This is a genomic window from Dokdonia sp. (assembly GCF_039945015.1).
Classification (GTDB): domain Bacteria; phylum Bacteroidota; class Bacteroidia; order Flavobacteriales; family Flavobacteriaceae; genus Dokdonia.
Genome location: NZ_JBDUXP010000005.1, coordinates 151,112 through 169,836 on the forward strand (window position 1 = coordinate 151,112; position 18,725 = coordinate 169,836).

At 33.6% G+C, this 18,725-nt stretch carries 15 protein-coding genes; 4 read left to right on the top strand and 11 right to left on the bottom strand.

From position 1 onward, the window contains the following. Positions 1–120: 120 nt before the first annotated feature. From ABJD27_RS06595 to ABJD27_RS06620, 6 genes are all read right to left on the bottom strand, one after another. Positions 121–2,415 carry an endonuclease gene (locus tag ABJD27_RS06595; protein ID WP_348167496.1) on the bottom strand — a complete coding sequence of 765 codons (2,295 nt, stop codon included), beginning with the start codon at positions 2,413–2,415 and terminating at the stop codon, positions 121–123. 238 nt (positions 2,416–2,653) lie between these two features. After that, complete coding sequence (locus tag ABJD27_RS06600; RefSeq protein ID WP_348167499.1) at positions 2,654–4,066, bottom strand: TolC family protein; 1,413 nt, start codon at positions 4,064–4,066, stop codon at positions 2,654–2,656. Position 4,067: 1 nt separating this feature from the next. Continuing rightward, the gene (locus ABJD27_RS06605; protein ID WP_348167502.1) at positions 4,068–5,417 is read right to left on the bottom strand and encodes a biotin/lipoyl-binding protein; all 1,350 of its coding nucleotides are present in this window, start codon (positions 5,415–5,417) and stop codon (positions 4,068–4,070) included. Next, complete coding sequence (locus ABJD27_RS06610) at positions 5,410–7,083, bottom strand: ATP-binding cassette domain-containing protein (RefSeq protein WP_348202016.1); 1,674 nt, start codon at positions 7,081–7,083, stop codon at positions 5,410–5,412. The genes ABJD27_RS06605 and ABJD27_RS06610 overlap by 8 nt, the downstream gene beginning before the upstream one ends. 120 nt (positions 7,084–7,203) lie before the next feature. Continuing rightward, the gene (locus ABJD27_RS06615; RefSeq protein ID WP_348167508.1) at positions 7,204–7,524 is read right to left on the bottom strand and encodes a hypothetical protein; all 321 of its coding nucleotides are present in this window, start codon (positions 7,522–7,524) and stop codon (positions 7,204–7,206) included. Next, the gene (locus ABJD27_RS06620) at positions 7,521–8,192 is read right to left on the bottom strand and encodes a TetR/AcrR family transcriptional regulator (RefSeq protein ID WP_348167511.1); all 672 of its coding nucleotides are present in this window, start codon (positions 8,190–8,192) and stop codon (positions 7,521–7,523) included. Before ABJD27_RS06620 ends, ABJD27_RS06615 begins: the two co-directional genes overlap by 4 nt. Positions 8,193–8,444: 252 nt before the next feature. Here ABJD27_RS06620 and pheT point away from each other — a divergent pair, with 252 nt between their 5' ends. The 3 genes from pheT (at position 8,445) to ABJD27_RS06635 (ending at position 12,252) form a co-directional block, all read left to right on the top strand. Then, positions 8,445–10,871, top strand: coding sequence for a phenylalanine--tRNA ligase subunit beta (gene pheT, locus ABJD27_RS06625; protein ID WP_348167514.1), 2,427 nt, complete (start codon positions 8,445–8,447; stop codon positions 10,869–10,871). A 139-nt stretch (positions 10,872–11,010) separates the two neighbouring features. Further along, entirely contained in the window at positions 11,011–11,733 is a 723-nt protein-coding gene (locus tag ABJD27_RS06630; RefSeq protein ID WP_348167517.1) for a hypothetical protein, read from the top strand. Continuing rightward, positions 11,734–12,252, top strand: coding sequence for a hypothetical protein (locus ABJD27_RS06635; protein ID WP_348167520.1), 519 nt, complete (start codon positions 11,734–11,736; stop codon positions 12,250–12,252). 1 nt (position 12,253) lies between these two features. Here the strand turns inward: ABJD27_RS06635 and ABJD27_RS06640 are convergent, their stop codons facing one another. Next, the gene (locus ABJD27_RS06640) at positions 12,254–13,873 is read right to left on the bottom strand and encodes an ABC-F family ATP-binding cassette domain-containing protein (RefSeq protein WP_348167523.1); all 1,620 of its coding nucleotides are present in this window, start codon (positions 13,871–13,873) and stop codon (positions 12,254–12,256) included. A 195-nt stretch (positions 13,874–14,068) separates the two neighbouring features. On the opposite strand from ABJD27_RS06640, the gene ABJD27_RS06645 reads away from it, so the two are divergent. Continuing rightward, the gene (locus ABJD27_RS06645; protein ID WP_348167526.1) at positions 14,069–15,529 is read left to right on the top strand and encodes a thioredoxin-like domain-containing protein; all 1,461 of its coding nucleotides are present in this window, start codon (positions 14,069–14,071) and stop codon (positions 15,527–15,529) included. A gap of 67 nt (positions 15,530–15,596) precedes the next feature. Here ABJD27_RS06645 and fsa read toward each other — a convergent pair whose 3' ends face one another. From fsa to ABJD27_RS06665, 4 genes are all read right to left on the bottom strand, one after another. Further along, positions 15,597–16,250 carry a fructose-6-phosphate aldolase gene (gene fsa, locus ABJD27_RS06650; protein WP_348167528.1) on the bottom strand — a complete coding sequence of 218 codons (654 nt, stop codon included), beginning with the start codon at positions 16,248–16,250 and terminating at the stop codon, positions 15,597–15,599. Positions 16,251–16,389: 139 nt separating this feature from the next. Beyond that, a complete protein-coding gene (locus ABJD27_RS06655; RefSeq protein WP_348167531.1) occupies positions 16,390–17,193 on the bottom strand; it encodes an SDR family oxidoreductase in 804 nt (267 codons plus the stop codon). Between the two features lie 185 nt (positions 17,194–17,378). After that, positions 17,379–17,828: a thioredoxin family protein gene (locus ABJD27_RS06660; RefSeq protein ID WP_348167534.1), complete on the bottom strand. Its 450-nt coding sequence runs from the start codon at positions 17,826–17,828 to the stop codon at positions 17,379–17,381. Between the two features lie 143 nt (positions 17,829–17,971). Then, complete coding sequence (locus ABJD27_RS06665; protein WP_348167537.1) at positions 17,972–18,604, bottom strand: NAD(P)H-dependent oxidoreductase; 633 nt, start codon at positions 18,602–18,604, stop codon at positions 17,972–17,974. Positions 18,605–18,725: the final 121 nt, after the last annotated feature.

The window sequence follows — 18,725 nt, forward strand, 5'->3', positions numbered from 1 at the left end:
ACGAGTTGGAACGCTAGGTCAATAAATACTATAATTCCTTACAAGATACATATTATAAGGCATAAAAAATCGCCTAAAGAAGAATCTCTAAGCGATCTTTAAAAGTATAAAAAATAACGCTTAACGCTTTATAAATTTCTTACTGATCGTGCGTTGATCGTCTTGGATATTTATAAAATAGATGCCTTTTGGCATAGCAGTCACTTGTGTTGTCCCTTTAAAAGAACCTTCTGTGATTTGTTGTCCTAGTACATTATAAATCGTGTATGCTACTTCCCTATCATCTGTCATCTGAATCATCATCGCTGCATCGCGTTGTATAAATTGTGCATCAAATACTGGAGTTTCAACACCCAATTCACCATCTATTCTCATGGCAAGATTTGTGCTTGTTGCTTCTCTATTTGAAGAAATTGTAACTGTATAATCTTCTACCTCGCCATAAGAGAATGTTTCACAAGGTGTCGGTACACCATTCCACTTCATAGCAACACGCATTCTCGTATTTCCGGCAAGTGCTGTCGTAGGCACTGTAAGGTTATAGGATAAATTCCCTGCACTAGATGTTGATCCTGTCACTACTTTTTCTGAAGACTCAAAGGTTCCGTTTTGATTAAAATCAATCCAAACACCCCAATTTTCTGTATAAGATTGTCCAGAAAAACCTACGCTCAATACAATACTATTAGATCCATATCCTAGTGTTCCTGTTTGGTTTGTAAAATCTCCATAACCGCCATTTGCATTTGTTGTATTTGAAATACCAGAGATTCCAACAAAATCAATGTACTCAAAATTCACATTGTTTCCGCTAGAATTACAGTAGTTTAGAACCACTGCATCTGTTGTTACAGACACGCTAGCACTTGCATTTGAAACATTGGATGCATCATCTTTTGCCCTTATACTAAAGCTATAGCTTGTTGCTTGTGTTAATCCTGTCACTGCATAATTGGTCACTGTTGTTGTCGCGATTACTGCATTACCATTATAAACATCATACGCTACAACACCTACATTATCGATAGCTGCATTCCAAGATAGGTTTACGGTGGTTTCTGTAATAGATGAAGCTGTAAGGTTTGTAGGAGCTGTAGGAGCTTCTGTATCTGGTGTAGACCCTGAACCTTCGATCGTATGTGCTCCTAGACCATCTACGGTATTTGAAGAAAAACTATCCCACTCTGCCGTTGTATAGGTGGTATTTGGTGATAATACTGTAGCTTTTCTACGAAGTGTTACATCTTTTGCAAAGTTGGCACTTCCGCCATTAAATGTTCCGATAACATCGATTAACACTCCGTTTTTAAATAAACCTACAGGATCGTTTCCATTAAAACTAATTGCCGAGTTTGATGTTGCAGCATCTGCAACTCCTGTAATCGTAGCATTTGCAGAGCTATGTGCTACTACAAATACATCATTAGTGTTTAAAGAGCCACTCAATGCATAACCACTACTCCAAGAACCGGATCCATTCGTTTGTCTTCGTATAGAGTATGAAGATAATCCTACAGATGCGCCTGTAAAGTTTGCGATCTCTACTGCTTTATTAAAAGAAGATCCTTCTACATATTCCGAAAAGAATAGTTCTGAAGCAGTTGTATCTCCAGGGTCTGTAGTGCCTCCTCCAAATCGATCTTCGGCTTGTGATCCTCCCCATATTTGCGTAGCAAAAGCGGGGTTATCTATAAAAGGATTTCTATTTCCTTGGATACCTTCTATAGCCTGATTACGGGTATCTTCAAAAGCACTTACTGGATCTTCTACATTCCACTCTAAGAATAAATCAATCATATTTGCATCACTTGCTACTGCGTTTCCTATCCCCACATTAGAAGGTAAACAACGACTATTGTAACGTACATACATAAATAACATCATACGCGCTACATCTCCTTTCCATTCATCTCCAGGATAAAAATGTCCTTGTGCAGTAACTCCAGCATTTCCAGAACCATCTGCATATTTACGATTGCTTCGTTGCGAATTTAACTGAATGTCACTTGGACGGATATGATGTGCATCAGATCCTGGCCCTTCACTTCCTAAATTAGGATTTCCTAATGATCTAGGATAGGTATGTTCTCTATTCCACTCGCCTGCACTTCCTCCATTTAGATTTTTATCTCTTGTTCTATCTGTTAATGTATTACCATCAGTATCATCATAACCGTAAATAAGTAATACATTATTTGAATTTGTAGGATCTAGATCTGCTACTTGTAATGCGTCCCATACTCCTGGGGTATATGTCAAAAAGGTGGTATGTGTATTTGTAACCTTGGATGCCAATTCGTTTTGCAAGGAGGTACCTTGTAATGTAAGATTTACATCATCATAATAAGCCGGAATCTGACTGAAAGCGATTACATGAACACAAAAAAGTGTCAAAAAAAGTACTGTTTTCTTCATAAAAATTATGTTAGGTTATTATATATGCAAAAATAGAAATTTCATCACAACTTATTTATTATGAAATTGTTACCTCTATAATGCGGTTGCGAATCTATGAGAAAAAATATAATCATCCTATGCGTGCATAGTTTTAATTAATTGCACTAATAACAATATGTAAGTAGTTTCCTGATTACTAATTACATATAAGCCGTTAGATTGTTAATAATTCTTATTAAAAAGAAGATAAACACATTTAATTGCCAAGTCCTAACACATTGTACAGATTTGCAATTGCTGTTATTTGCTTGATTAACAGCGTATTTTCTTTTAGTTCTGCGTTTATTAATTTTTGTTCTCTAGAATTAATAAGAAATAACGAACTCTCACCTAAAAAGAATTTACGTTCTTCTGCACTGACTAATGTTTTATAGTCATCTACAATACGTTTAATAAGTTCATTTTGTTTATCAAGAGACGTTATCTCAGTTTGTACAGCGCTTAATTTATTTTTTAGTGTGAGCGAGGTTGAGATACGATCCAATTCTGTGCTTTGCAATTTCTGCTCAGCAAGTCTAACATCACCTCGTTCCTTCCTCGTAAAAATAGGGTAGCTAAAAGCTAGCCCAGCTTTATACTCCTGCGTATTATATCCAGAAAGATCATTAAATTCTGGACTTATAAAATTATACTCTAGATTGATTTTAGGTAGTAACTTATTTTTCTTCAGAGATCGATCTATTATTAAGTTTGAGATTTTAGCGTCTAGGCTTCTCAATTTAGGATGTGTTTCTAAGAAAGCATCCACCTGCATTGTACCATCTATCTGAAGGGATTGTTTTAAAATTTGCTGTTGTGGTATTATAGGCATGATATCGTCTTGCAACTCAATAGGGACGTCTTGTAGCCACAAAAAATTACTTACAATCAAGGCTGCTTTTTGTCTTTTTAAAGACACTACTTCTAAATTAAGTTCCCTATTCTGAAGTGTGATCTTAGCTTCTACGCTATCAATTGCTGCTTTATCCCCTACTGCCACACTACGTTCAACTGCTTTGAGACGTATTGTTGCATTCTCCAAAAAAGCGGTATAAATACGTTGAGCATTTGCATACTCAAGCCATTCAAAATATGCTTTACTTGCTTCAAATAGCACATTATTCACCAATAAGTCTCTATCTGCTTTTGTTTGTTCTTTAAAGAATTTGGCTTTTCTCAACGTAGCCATCCGATCATTGATCAAAAACCCTTGTGCAAGTGCTATCGAAACACCTACACTATACAACCCTTCTTCTGGTACATTAAGTCTTGGATTTAAAAATTCTCCAGAATTTTGCTCAAATCCTGCTTTAAACTCGACGCCATACCACGTAGGTATTTTAAATGTTGTATTGAGTTCATCATAATAATCGATGCCTTTAAATTGTTTACGAGCATAATCTACTTCTATCTTAGGGTCAAAACCTCCTCTTGCTTTTAAGAGGTTAGCTTCTCCTTGTTTTAAGACTAGCTCTGCTTGTTTTAATAAAGGATGATGCTTTTTTACATATCCTATATATTCTTCAAATGTGAGGATTTGTTCTCCTGTTGTACCGGATTCTTGTGCACTCCCTACCGTTATAAAAGAACAAAGGATCACTAGCAAACTATATATAATTTGTGTTTTCATGTTATTTCTTTTTGGCAATTTCTTTTCCGTCTGGTGTATAGTAATTAGGAGGAAACCCATTAAGCTGCCTCCATAGTTCGTACCAAATGGGTACATCTTCAAGTAATGCAATCGTATATGCTCCTGAGCCTACTCGCATGCTTTTTGGCCAAGCTTCTTGAGTTGCATCTGGAGCAATAAGTACTCTAAATTTCCCATTATCACTTATAAAGGTTTCTATCGCTACAACTTTTCCTGCATAGGTCCCAAAAGAAGCATTAGGCCAACCGCTAAAAAAAATTGCTGGCCAACCATCAAACTGGATACGTACATTTTCTCCCAAATGAATCAGTGGTAAATCTATAGGAGCTACATATGTCTCTACAGCGAGGTCGTAGTTTGCAGGCATAATCCCTACAAGTTTATCTCCTTCTTTAAACGTCTCTCCTATTCCATCTTTTATCGCTTTATTGATATAACCATTTTGTGGTGCCGTAATATAATAGAGAGCATTACGCATCTCATAATTTGTCGCTTGATTTTCTAATTTACTCACCTGCGCTTGGGTGTCAAACTGATTAGATTCTGCTGTATAACGATCACTACGAGACTTGGCAATCTTATCTGCATAGGATGCTGCAATACGACTGATCTCTAATTGAGCGTTAATCACTTCATTTTGACTTGCTAATAATTTATTTTCCTGAGAGATCCGTTTTGCTTGTGTTTCTTGAAGTTTCAATCGTTTTACCTCAACATCAGTCACTGCTTTTAATCCTTCTGATTGTAATATAACAGTACGATCGTATTGTTTTTGTGCTACCTCAAGATTTGTTTGAGCCGCTTGAAGATCGATACTATCACTTTTTACTTTAAAGCCAGATTGTTTTAGTTTATTCTCAGCTTGTGACAATTTTAATGCACGTTCATTAACAAGTGCATTTACTTGATTTCCTAAGGCTTTTATCTTCTCTTGATAGGAAGTTACAGAACGGCTTTTTGCATTACGTTGTTCATTGGTACGCGCTACCAATTGCGGGTCTTGGTATTCCGTTTTTATTTCTGAAATAAATAAAATGGTATCTCCTTTCTTTACAAAATCTCCTTCTCTTACATACCATTGTTCAATACGACCAGGAATAGGTGATTGTATGGTTTGTGGACGTTGATCTGGTGTTAGCGTTGTTACATATCCATTTCCGTTTACATTCTGTGTCCACGGTAAAAAGAGTACTAACACACCTATGATAGCAAATATGATTAAAAAACGATTAAAATAAACGCTATATTTTGGGGTAAACGCTTTCGCGAAAGCGGTATATCCCTCTAGTGATACTTTCTTATTAAGTTTATTATGAGAGATGTTAAGCATTGTTCTTATTTTTTGAGGTTATTTTCCCTTCTGAAATCGAAATAACTTGATTACAATAGTGATTCCAATGTTCATTCCTACTTGACACCACAAGTGCCCAAGGTCTTTCTGGTGCTGTGAGATAGTGTATAATTTGAATGGCTTCTTCTGGCTCAAAATGTTCTAGAGGGTCTTTAAGTAATAATAATCTTGGGTTATGAATAATAGCACTTGCAAGCACAATGCGTTTAGATACTGTAAAAGGGATTTGTTGTCCTTCTGGGTAAATTATCGTATTAAGACCATTAGATTGTTCTTTTATAAAGGGAAGTAATCCAATGTTTTTAAGCACACTATGTAATTGTTCTTTTGAAATGTTCTTATTCCCAAATGTGATATTTTCTAAGATGGTTCCTTCAAAAGGGGATTGAGATGGAAGCACTTGTCCTATCCCCGCTCGATATTTACTAGGCCATATTCCTTTTATAGATATATCATTTATATATAAGGCACCACTTGTAGGTTGTACTAATCCAGATAATAATTTAAGTATCGTTGTTTTTCCAGATCCAGAAGCTCCTTCAAGAAGGGTTCTATCTTTTTTATCTACCTTAAAATCAATGGCATGCAGTACTTCTTTTTCTTCAGGTGTTATATATTTTACATTATCTAATTCTATATGAAGATCTTCTGTATTATCAAATGGATCTTCACCTGATTGTTCTTCCAGTTTTTTATCTACAATCTGTCCTATCTTTTCTAAAGATGTCAATACATCATAAAAAGATTCTAAACCATTAATTAATTTTTCTACTGATCCAATAACCAATAAAATTATAATCTCTGCAGCTACAAACTGACCTATGTTCATTTTTTGATTTAAAACAAGTAATCCACCTATGATTAAAAGTCCAGCTGTCACCAATACTTTAAAACCAATAAGTTGTATAAACTGAATTACTAATACCTTAAAATGACTTTCTCTAGCTTCTAGGTAACTTGTTGTCAAAGAGTCATTACGTTGCATCGCAAGGTTTGTATTCCCAGATACTTTAAAGCTTATAAGTGACCTAGAAACTTCTTGAATCCAATGTGCTACTTTGTACTTGCTCTTTGATTCAGCCAAACTAGTTTCCAGTCCTTTCTTTGCTGTGTATTTAAAAACCACATACATAAGAATAACCAATAAGAATCCATAAATAATAAAGAAAGGATGATACAATGATAATACGATAAGTCCAAATACAATTTGTAAGGCTGCTGCTGGAAAATCTATTAATATTTTTGAAAGCCCTTTCTGTATCGTAAGCACATCAAAAAAGCGATTTGCAAGTTCTGGTGGATAATAATTACGAAGTTCTTCCATTTTAATTTTAGGAAAACGATACGCAAACTCAAAAGAAGCTCTTGTAAATATTTTTTGTTGCATATTTTCTAAAATGCGTATTTGCATTAATTGTAGAATACCTTGAAAAATAACTCCTAGTGTTACGAGAACAACAAGAACAATCCAAGAAGAAGATACCTGAGCTCCTTGAATAAGGTTAATAATAGCTTGAATTCCCAAGGGAAGTGTAAGTGCTACTAGGCCCGCAAAAATGGCATAGTAAAAAATTTGACGAACATCTTTTCTATCGAGTTCTAGAAGACTTATAAATCGCTTCCAAGGTGACATGATTAGTTTCATCTAATGACAATTAAATGTTATGAAATGAGACCACTATAAAGTAGTCCTGTATGTTTTATATGTATTGTGAATAGTGTACCCCAAAAGACATGGGGACATTACTAGATAGGTAGTAAACGATTATACTATATCTGGCGGTGGGATAGGGATTTCTAAAACAATACTATTGCCTATAGATTGAGGTTTTGAGTATAGAGAAGATTGACTTCTGTAATACAGTGTATTGTTAGTATATATTGCAAATAGTTTTATTTTTTTTTCCTTAATGTCTTCTCGTTTTTCTTTCTCGTCAACATCTTCTTCTCTATCGACTAGCTCTAACTCGTAGCTAGTATCTACAAGAAGTGCAAGCGTTGGGCTTACAGATTGCAACATCATCATACCAAATATGATAAGCACAACAAGGTGTTTAGAGTATAATATCACACTATACTTTCTCATTCTTTTATGGTTTTTAAAACAAGATCATTATAAAAACGAGCAATATTATCTTTTCCTTCTTCTACATCGGTAAGAGAAGGTAAGTGTTTAGAAAAATAACGTTGATGATGAACTCCTTCAATTACCGTTGATATTAACATATGCGGAAATTCAAAATTTGGATTTACATCGAGAACAAAATCACTTACACCCTGTACTACACGTTTATACGTTTTATAGTATCCTTTCTCATTCTCTTTATCTATATCCTTTGTATGATAGGCTTTAGAAGATTCGGCTATTATAATTTTATGAAGAAGTACTTCATTAATAAATGAAAAAGCATTGTCTTCGATCACTCTTTGAGTAAGTACCTGTATAGCATTTATAAGCTTTAATTCAGGTGAAGCTATATTGGCTGTAGCAAATGCTAATTTATATTCTACCCAACTCCAATACCAGCTTATCAAATACACAAGTAACGCATGCTTACTTTCAAAATACCTATAAATAGAGCTTTCATTAGACCCTATTTCAATTCCTAGTTTTTTAAAAGTAAATCTTTCAAAACCCAATGCATCAATCATCCCTATACTAGTTCCCACTATTTTCTTCCCTAAAGCAGTAGCTTCTGGATTTCTAATATAAAGTTCGGGACTTATAACGATATGTATTTGTAGGTTTTTCATTATTAAAGCAAAGATATAATAGTAATACTATTAAAATACAAAGTTTAACTATTTTTTATAAAAAAGAAGCCATATTTAAAAACTGTATTTGATTCTGCACCTAAAGCATATATAATAATTGAGAAAAAATACGCAGGTCATAATAACGCTTTCCATACATGTTAAAAATATATCATAGATAGTATTGCGACTTCTTTGTCTGCTTATGATCTTATTCTATCTTTGTCATCTTATAAAATTATATTTTAATCAATGAAAATTTCCTATAACTGGCTTAAGCAATTTCTAAAAATAGATTGGGATGCAGAAAAGACTGGAGAGCTCTTAACAGACTTGGGTCTTGAAGTAGAAGGTATAGAATCATATCAAAGCGTACAGGGAGGGCTTGAAGGTATTGTCGTAGGACATGTACTTACTTGTGAGCAACATAGCAATGCAGACAAACTTAAGGTTACTACTGTAGACATAGGAGGCGAAACTCCTGTACAAATTGTATGTGGAGCTCCTAATGTAGCAAAAGGTCAAAAAGTCCCTGTAGCAACTATAGGCACTACTTTATATACAGAAGAAGGTGAAGCTTGGACGATTAAAAAAGGAAAAATACGCGGAGAAGAATCTCACGGAATGATTTGTGCCGAAGATGAGTTGGGATTAGGAAAAAGTCATGATGGTATTATGATACTAGATGCCAGCTTAGTTCCTGGAACTGTTGCTTCTGAAGTATTTGATATAGAAAATGATCAAGTTTTTGAAATTGGCCTTACACCAAATCGTGCAGATGCTATGAGTCATTTGGGTACAGCTCGTGATTTACGTGCTGGACTTATGCAGCAGGATATAACTCCTGAATTAATTACGCCTTCTAATTCTTCATTTAAAATAGAAAATAGGCTTAATAAAGTAGATGTATCTATTATAGACGGGGAGCGAGCACCTCGATATGCAGGTGTCGTAATAAGTGGCCTTAAAGTAGAAGAATCTCCTTCTTGGATTAAGCATCGTTTAAAAGCAATAGGGTTATCTCCTATAAATAATGTAGTTGATGTTACCAATTATGTCCTACACGAATTAGGGCAACCCCTTCACGCATTTGATTTGACTAAAATCAAAGGAAACAAGATTGAAGTTAAAACCGTTGAAAAAGGAACAAAATTTACCACATTAGATGGAGTTGAGCGTGAATTGCACGAAGAAGACCTTATGATATGTGACGAAGAGAAACCAATGTGTATTGCTGGTGTTTTTGGAGGTGAGCATAGCGGTGTTACAGAAAGTACAACTGCTATTTTCTTAGAAAGCGCTTATTTTAATCCCGTATCTATACGTAAAACAGCAAAACGTCACGGACTTAACACAGATGCATCTTTCCGTTTTGAAAGAGGGATTGATCCTAATATTACAGACTATGCTCTTATGAGAGCTGCTGTATTATTACAAGAAGTTGCTGGCGGAGAAATCACAAGTGAAATTGTAGATATCTACCCTAAAAAAATTGAAGATCAACAAGTATTTATGAGTTTTGAAAATGCTACAAAACTTATAGGAGAAGAACTTCCTAAAGAAAAGATAAAAGCGATCCTTTCATCTTTAGATATTAAGATCAATAATGTAACAGAAACAGGCTTAGGAATGACAATTCCTGCTTATCGCAATGATGTTACTCGTGAAGTAGATGTTATTGAGGAAGTACTTCGAGTATATGGATATAACAATATTAACTTTGGTAATAAATTAAATGCAACTATAGCAAATTCTTCTAAGTTTGAAGATCATAAAGTTCAAAATGTAGTAGCAAATCAGCTAGTAGCACAAGGTTTTTATGAGATCATGGCAAACAGTCTGACAACACCTAGCTATGTTGAGTATACCGATATATTACAAGAAGAAAATAATGTTACTATGCTCAATCCATTAGGTCAAGAGTTAAGTATCTTAAGGAGATCTATGCTCTTTTCTGGGCTTGAAGCTATCTCATATAATATTAATAGAAAACGTTCTGATCTTGCATTTTTTGAGTTTGGAAAAACGTATCACAGTTATGAATCTGGTCATCAAGAAGACAAACATCTTACTCTATTTGTAACTGGGAATCGTCATTCTGAGCATTGGAAAAATGAGAACGCAACTACCGATTTCTTTTACCTTAAGGGTATTGTGCAATCTGTACTAGATAAATTAGGCATTACAAGAGGAAGAACATCTTCTGTAAAGAATGATATCTTTTCTGAAGCTACAGGAATACAACTAGGAAAAACCAAGCTTGTAGACTTTGGACTTGTAAAAAAGAATGTTTTGAAAAAAATTGATATCTCTCAAGATGTCTATTATGCTGATTTTTATTGGGATAATATCCTTGAAGTGGCAAGTCGCAATAAGATAAAATTCCAAGCAATTCCTAAATACCCAGCAGTACGTAGAGACTTTGCTTTATTATTGGACACGACTACTGGTTTTGAAGAAATTCGCACCATCGCAAAGCAAACTGAGAAGCAACTCCTTAAAGACGTTCAACTGTTTGATGTATATGAAGGAAAAAACCTTCCAGATGGAAAGAAAAGTTACGCTGTAAGTTTTACACTTCAAGATGAACATAAAACACTTACTGACAAACAAATTGACAAAGTAATGAATAAACTACAACAACGTTTTGAAAAAGAACTAGGTGCTAGTTTAAGATAAAACACTTATTACAAGAGTTTTAAAACCCTGTTTATTTATAAACAGGGTTTTTTATTTAATCATTTCAAAAGTCTAGCTCTTAGTTTGTATCATATTGACATATACCTTAAAACTGCGTATCTTTAAAAACAAAAAGAACATGTTACTACCCAGAACTAATATTCACGAAAAATTACTTCAGGTACGTAATAAGAACAATAAAGAAGAAGATATACTTCTACAAGTACAACGGGTGTTTGATGAAGACCGCTTTCGCGAAAGCGGAATCTTACATACTCTAAAAGGAAAAACCGAAATAGACGATCCCATTTTTAATCTTGACATTCTAGACAAGAATCGAATTTTCAATAGTAAAGAAATACAAAAAATTTGCATCGATTATAGATTACGTTTTTTAGATTCTAAATATTTTAAAGGGAAATATCCTCAAGGTGCGCTTGATGAAATTAAATATCTAGAGAATAAACATCAAATTACTCTTGATGGCTTTAAGGTTATTGCACCTTCAAAAATGTTTATTCTTGAAAAAGCAGATGATCCTTTACTTTTTGCTCCCATTGGAAATGATTATTTTTACCTAGTCCATAAATGGGGAAATGATTTACATCCATTACGTAAATTATTAATGTGGCCTTATAAGTCTTTTGAAAACTTAATTGTGACGATATTCATAATAAGTATGATTATAACGTTCTTAGTACCAGATGGCTTATTTACTAAAGAACAAACTTTTTCTCAAGACATCATGGTTTTCTTTTTTATGTTTAAATCTATTGCTGCCATTGTATTGTTTTATGGGTTTGCATTAGGTAAAAACTTTAATCCTGCTATATGGAATAGCAAATACGACAAAACACGTTAAATGAATATAATTCCTGAATCACAATACAAAAAAATATTTACTGGGTCAAAAATCACAGCGCAACACCTTAAACTAGTTTTGGAAGAAGCAGGTATTTCTAGTATTGAAAGAGATGATGCCGAAAGTGCCTTGAGAGCAGGATATGTAGCTGCCTTTGACAATGACACAAAATTATTTGTAAATAAAAAGGATATTCTTAAAGCAAAACATATTGTCTCTACAACATTAGAAAACATGGATAAAGACAAATTATCTGATGATGAATTTGCAAAAATTGCAGAACAGAAAAATGATATTATCTCTATATCTTCATCAAAAAATACACAAAAAAAAGAGACCTATCGTAGGTCTCCTTTCAATGTAGTATTAAACATTCTTATTGTTATATATTCTATATGGAGGTTGTCTCCATTATTAAGAGGAGAAACGCTCTCTACATTACGTATTGTTGTAAGTTCTAGTTTAATTCTATTTTGTTCTTGGGCTATAATTCGTCACTTTAGACAAAAGAACGTATAGATTAATTATACATACTAGTTCTTAGCTCTTTAATTTTTGAATCGCTCATATACTCATCAAAGGTCATATAGCGATCTATAACCCCTTTTGGAGTTAATTCTATAACTCTGTTCCCCACAGTTTGTGCAAACTCATGATCATGTGTTGTTAACATCACCGTTCCTTTAAAGTTCTTTAAAGCATTATTAAAAGCAGTAATAGATTCTAGGTCTAAGTGATTTGTCGGTTCATCTACCATAAGAATATTAGCTCGTTTCATCATCATCTTACTGATCATACAACGTACTTTTTCTCCTCCAGATAGCACATTAGATTTTTTCAATGCTTCTTCTCCACTAAATATCATTTTTCCAAGAAAACCTCTTAGGTGAACTTCTTCTCGTTCTTCTTCTGTTTGTGCATACTGACGTAACCAGTCTACAAGATTTAACTCTGCCGATTGAAAGTATTCTGCATTATCAAGCGGAAGGTATGATTGCGTTGTCGTAATTCCCCAAGAGAATTCTCCATTATCTGCTTTTCCTTTTCCATTTATAATTTCATAAAACGCAGATGTTGCTCTACTATCTCTCGAGAAAAGGACTGCCTTATCCCCTTTTGCAAGGTTAATATCAATTCCTTTAAATAACACTTCACCATCTAAAGAGGCTGAAAGTCCTTGTGAATTAAATATCTGATCTCCAGCTTCTCTATCTCTATCAAAAATAATTCCCGGATAACGTCTACTTGAAGGTCTAATCTCTTCAATATTTAATTTATCAATCATTTTTTTACGAGAAGTTGCTTGTTTTGATTTTGCAACGTTTGCACTAAAACGAGCGATAAATTCTTGTAATTCTTTTTTCTTTTCTTCTGCCTTTTTATTTTGTTGTGCTCTTTGTCTCGCTGCTAGTTGAGAAGATTCATACCAAAATGTATAGTTACCGCTATAATGTGTAATTTTACTATGATCAATATCTGAAATATGCGTACATACTGCATCTAAAAAGTGTCTATCGTGAGATACGACAATAACACAGTTTTCATAATTTGCTAAGAAATGCTCTAACCAATTTATTGTTTCGTAATCTAAATCATTGGTAGGCTCATCCATAATAAGCACATCAGGATTCCCAAATAATGCTTGAGCTATAAGGACACGTACACGTTGCTTACCATCAAGGTCTGCCATTAACGTATAATGTAATTCTTCCTTAATTCCTAAATTAGAAAGCATTGCTGCTGCATCACTATCTGCATTCCAACCATTCATTTCATCAAATTGCAATTGCAATTCTCCTATACGATCTGCATTTTCATCAGAATAGTCTGCATATAAGGCATCAATCTCTTTCTTTATAGTATAGAGTGGTTGATTCCCCATAACTACCGTCTCTAGTACATTATACTCATCATATGCATAATGATTTTGCTCTAGAACCGACATACGCTTTCCAGCCTCAAGATGTACGTGACCTGAAGTTGCATCTTGTTTCCCAGAAAGAATTTTAAGAAAGGTAGATTTTCCTGCGCCATTTGCACCAATAATCCCATAGCAATTACCAGATACAAAGGAAGTATTTACCTCATCAAATAAAATTCGTTTCCCAAATTGTACTGATAAATTAGAAACTGAAAGCATGTTTTTGTGTATTTATATTTTAAGCTTGCAAAAATACCGATTCTTGTAGAGATAGTGAAGCGTATCAACACATACTATTCGTATTATTTAACTCAATATCACAAAATAACTCATTAGTACTCTCAAAAAGAGATAAAATGGTATGCGTTTTAACTTCTAATTAACAACACTTTTTCTTTGTAAAAGTTACATTTGATGGTTAACTCACAAAATATAAACGTCATCACCTACGCTCAACGACATACTTCTATTAAAGGAATGATCCCAATCCTTATAGCGCTGCTCGTGTTAAGTGCCTGTAATTCTAATAAAGACAAGCAATCTACAAGTACGTATATTGGTGGAGAAATCATCAATCCTAAACGAGGACATGTAATACTTGCCAAAAATAATCAGACCATAGACTCTATTGTATTAAACGCCCATAATCGCTTTTTTTATGAGTTTAAAGATGTTGATCCAGGTATTTATCAATTTATTCACGGAGAACGTCAGCTCATTCATATAGAACCGGGAGATAGTATCATGGTGAGAGTAAATACTACAGAATTTGACGAATCTATAAGTTTTTCTGGGAAAGGATCTGAACGCAGCAGTTTCTTAATAGATATGCATTTACAATGGGAAAAAGAATATAAAAAGGTTAGACAGCATTACCAAAAAAGTCCAGAAGACTTTCAACACTTTTTAGATTCTTTGCACAGAATAAGAGAAAAAAAATTAAATAAATTCAATATAAAATATGAAGCCTCTTCAGAGTTTCAAGAAATAGCTTCAGCTGCAATCAATTTTGATAATTACCAACGTAAAGAAAGCTATCCATTCTCTCATTATCGTGAGAATGATAAAATTGCATTTATAAACGAATTATCTGGAGACTTTTATAGCTTTCGCGAAAGCATAAACTTTAACAATATGAATTTATTTGACCTATATTCATATCAGCGATATTTAAGTGCTTTCTTAAATCATCAAGCATACAAAGAGTATTGTCAAAACCATTCTTATAATACCGTTTCATACTTACATAATTATAATGAGATAAAAGTAATCAATAAGTATATTACAAATCCTAAACTTAAAGACATGAAACTTTTTAGGACTGGACAACGTTTTATTGAAAATAGCAATGATAAAAAACGTGTTGATGAAATCTTTAAACTTGTGACCGCTTCTATGACTTCTCCTGATATAAAAAAGAATATATCTAATTTATACGAAGCTCACAAGAAAATGGAAGCTGGCAATATCATACCAGACCTTATGCTTGTAAATTCAGAACAACGTATGGTTACTCTTTCTAGTAGGGTACAAAAACCGACTGTACTTTATTTCTGGTCTTATAACAGTCATATGCATATGGAAGAATCTCATAAAAAGGCTAAAGATTTACAATCTAAATATCCTGAGTTTAATTTTATAGGAGTAAATGTAAATGATGAAAACAATAAATGGATAAAACATATACGCCAACACGAGTTTGATCCATCCATGGAATATAGATTTAACAATGCTAGAGATGCTAGAAAATCTCTAGTTATAAATGATATAAGTAAGACCATTGTCCTTGATAAAAAAGGAAGAATCTTAAATAGTCATGCTAATATTCATCGTACAAATTTTGAAAGCGAACTCCTCGCTTATCTTAATCAATAAATATTAAATACATAAAAAAAGCCACTTCAAAAGAAGTGGCTTTTTTTATGTATTTAATATAAAGGAATTAATTTCCTTTCTTATAATCTGCTAAGAATTTTGCAAGTCCAATATCTGTTAATGGATGCTTTAATAACCCTTCTATAGATGATAAAGGTCCTGTCATTACATCTGCTCCTATTTTTGCGCAATCTATTACGTGCATTGTATGACGTACAGATGCTGCAAGAATTTCTGTTTCAAAACCGTAATTGTCATATATATGACGAATCTCTGCAATAAGGTTAAGACCATCTGTAGAGATGTCATCTAGACGTCCTATAAAAGGAGATACATATGTTGCTCCTGCTTTTGCAGCTAGTAGCGCTTGCCCTGCAGAAAATACAAGTGTTACATTTGTACGGATACCTTTATCACTAAAATATTTACATGCTTTTATTCCATCTTTAATCATAGGTAACTTTACTACGATTTGCTCATGTAATTGTGCTAGCTCTTCACCTTCTTTAATCATAGCTTCATACTCTGTAGCTATCACTTCGGCGCTTACATCTCCATCTACTATTGTACAGATATCAACATAATGTTTTAAGATATTATCACGACCAGTGATTCCTTCTTTTGCCATAAGAGAAGGGTTTGTTGTTACACCATCTAATACACCAAGGTCTTGTGCTTCTTTAATTTGAGCAAGGTTTGCAGTATCAATAAAAAATTTCATAGGATAGAGTTATTGTTTATTTTTTGCAAAAATAGGCAAAGAAACCCTCTTAATAAACAACTGTAGTTTTAAATTATCTCACACTTATACACAATCTATTGACTAATTATAATACTAGATACAGATCTAAAATGTAACCCTATAGCTTGTAGTGATTAAGGAGTAATTTTTCATACCAAGTGTCTGGTAACATTCTTTTAAGAGCAATACTGAATTTTTGCATAAAAAACCCTACTCTATAATGAACTTTAGGGTTTTTGGTTTGCATAATACGATGTACAACTTTTGCCATAATTTCTGTATCCATACCTGCATCTACATGTTCGTCCATTAATTTTAATGTGTTCCCATAGTTTTCTTTGTATGGTGAGTTATCAAGGATGGGGGCATGATATCTTCCTGCTGCGATATTTGTCGCAAAATCACCAGGAGCTACGGTAGTCATTTTTACATTAAACTCTTTAAGTTCCATACGGTATGCTTCTGTAGTAATTCCCAAAGCACCTTTTGTTGCACTATAAATACCTCTATATGGTAGTCCCATGTATCCTGCAATAGAGGTAACATTAATAATCATACCACTACGTTGTGCCCGCATCGTAGGAAGTACTGCTTTTATAACTTCTAAAACTCCAAAATAATTTGTTTCAAAAACACGTCTAGTCTCATGATCAGGTGTCTCTTCTAGAGGTCCTGTAATACCCATTCCTGCATTATTTATAACATAATCAATGCGACTTTCCTCTGTAAGAACTGTCTCAACTGCCTGAGTAATAGATGCAGCTTCTGTTACATCAAGAGGTATCATTTTTACCTTGCCGTCTAACGCTGCTTTAGGTGTTCGGCTTGTTCCATAAACGAGATATCCTTTATCTGAGAGATAATGAGCTATAGAAGCTCCAATTCCTGAGGAAGCTCCTGTTATTAAAACGACTTTAGACATAGTGGGTACATTAAAGCGCAAATATCAAACTACACACGCCAATATGCAAATTATAATAGTAAGGATTATAGGACAAATAACAATTGTCATTTAAGCATTAGAAAATTCATAAACATTAATTTACATAAATAGAGAGCCATAGCCTAAGTAAACTAAGGGAGTAAATTATACATTTAACAAAAAGATTATCTAATAGCGCGCGCTTTATCAAGAAATGCAAAATACCCACTCGTATCTCTCAACATGCTATATGCAGAGATACTTTCTCGTACTTTTCCATTTCCATCTAACGCTAATAATGTAGGAAACGCTCCTTCTTTATTGTATTTTTTTTGAAGTTCTTTATTTCTTTTAAAATGATCTGGATCTAGAACATCTTCTCTAAAAGGTACATCTACCTCTAACAATACAAAGTCGTCAGATTGTTTTATAAATTCTGGGTTTAGCCAGAAGTCTTTTTTAAGTAATTTACAAGGACCACACCAATCACTTCCTGTAAAATACATAAGAATAGGTTTATTGGTTTTCTTAGCTGTTTTTTTTGCTTTATCAAAATCTGTAAACCAAGTCGCTTCTTGTGCTTGACAAACAGTAGCAAAAACTAAAAAAAGAATACATATTAAACGCTTCATCATATCGTAATAACAATTACAAATTTAAAAATTAATAAGACATATACAAAAATGGGTACATAACAGATGTACTCATTACTGAGAGTTATACAATAGAAATAACAACAATCTTGCCAAAATATTGTCAACTACCGTACAGAGAGCATCTATATCTCTATAACAGCGTCTTTTAACGTTTTACGAACTTTCTTAAATCCAGCAAACATATCATCATCAGCACGAACCCCTATAGGCATTACTAATACAGATGAAAGTCCTTTTTCTGGCAACCCCAATAAAGCATCGTATCCTTCAGGATTAAATCCTTCCATAGGGCAAGCATCTATCTTTTCTATAGCACATATGGTAAGTAAGTTTCCCATAGCAAGATATGCTTGTTTTGTAGCCCAATTTATAATATCATCTGGAGTTTCGGTTTCAAAATGACCATACAGATACTCTCTAAAAGGTTGTAGAATTTTATCAGGTGTATTTCTAATATCCTGAACATTCTTAAAATAAGCTTCGATATATGCTTTATCTATATTCTTTTCTATACAAAATACAAGCACATGAGATGCATCTGCTACTTGTTGTTGTTCCATAGACAATGCAACTAGATGATCTTGTATTCCTTGATTATGGATAATTAAAAGTCGAACAGGTTGTAACCCAAAGCTCGAAGCAGTAAGGTTAAAAGCTTCTTTTAAAACAGCAATTTTATGAGTTGGCAATATACTATTTGCATCAAATTTCTTTGTAGCATACCTCCATTGAAGGGCTTCGATTATTTGTGACATAGAAACATAATTTAGAATATATCAAAGATACTAACCTATACTTCTTAGACCACCTGTTATCTATAGTAAAATCTAATAGTAGTATGTAGGCATTGTATGAACCTAAAAAAGCCTTCCAATG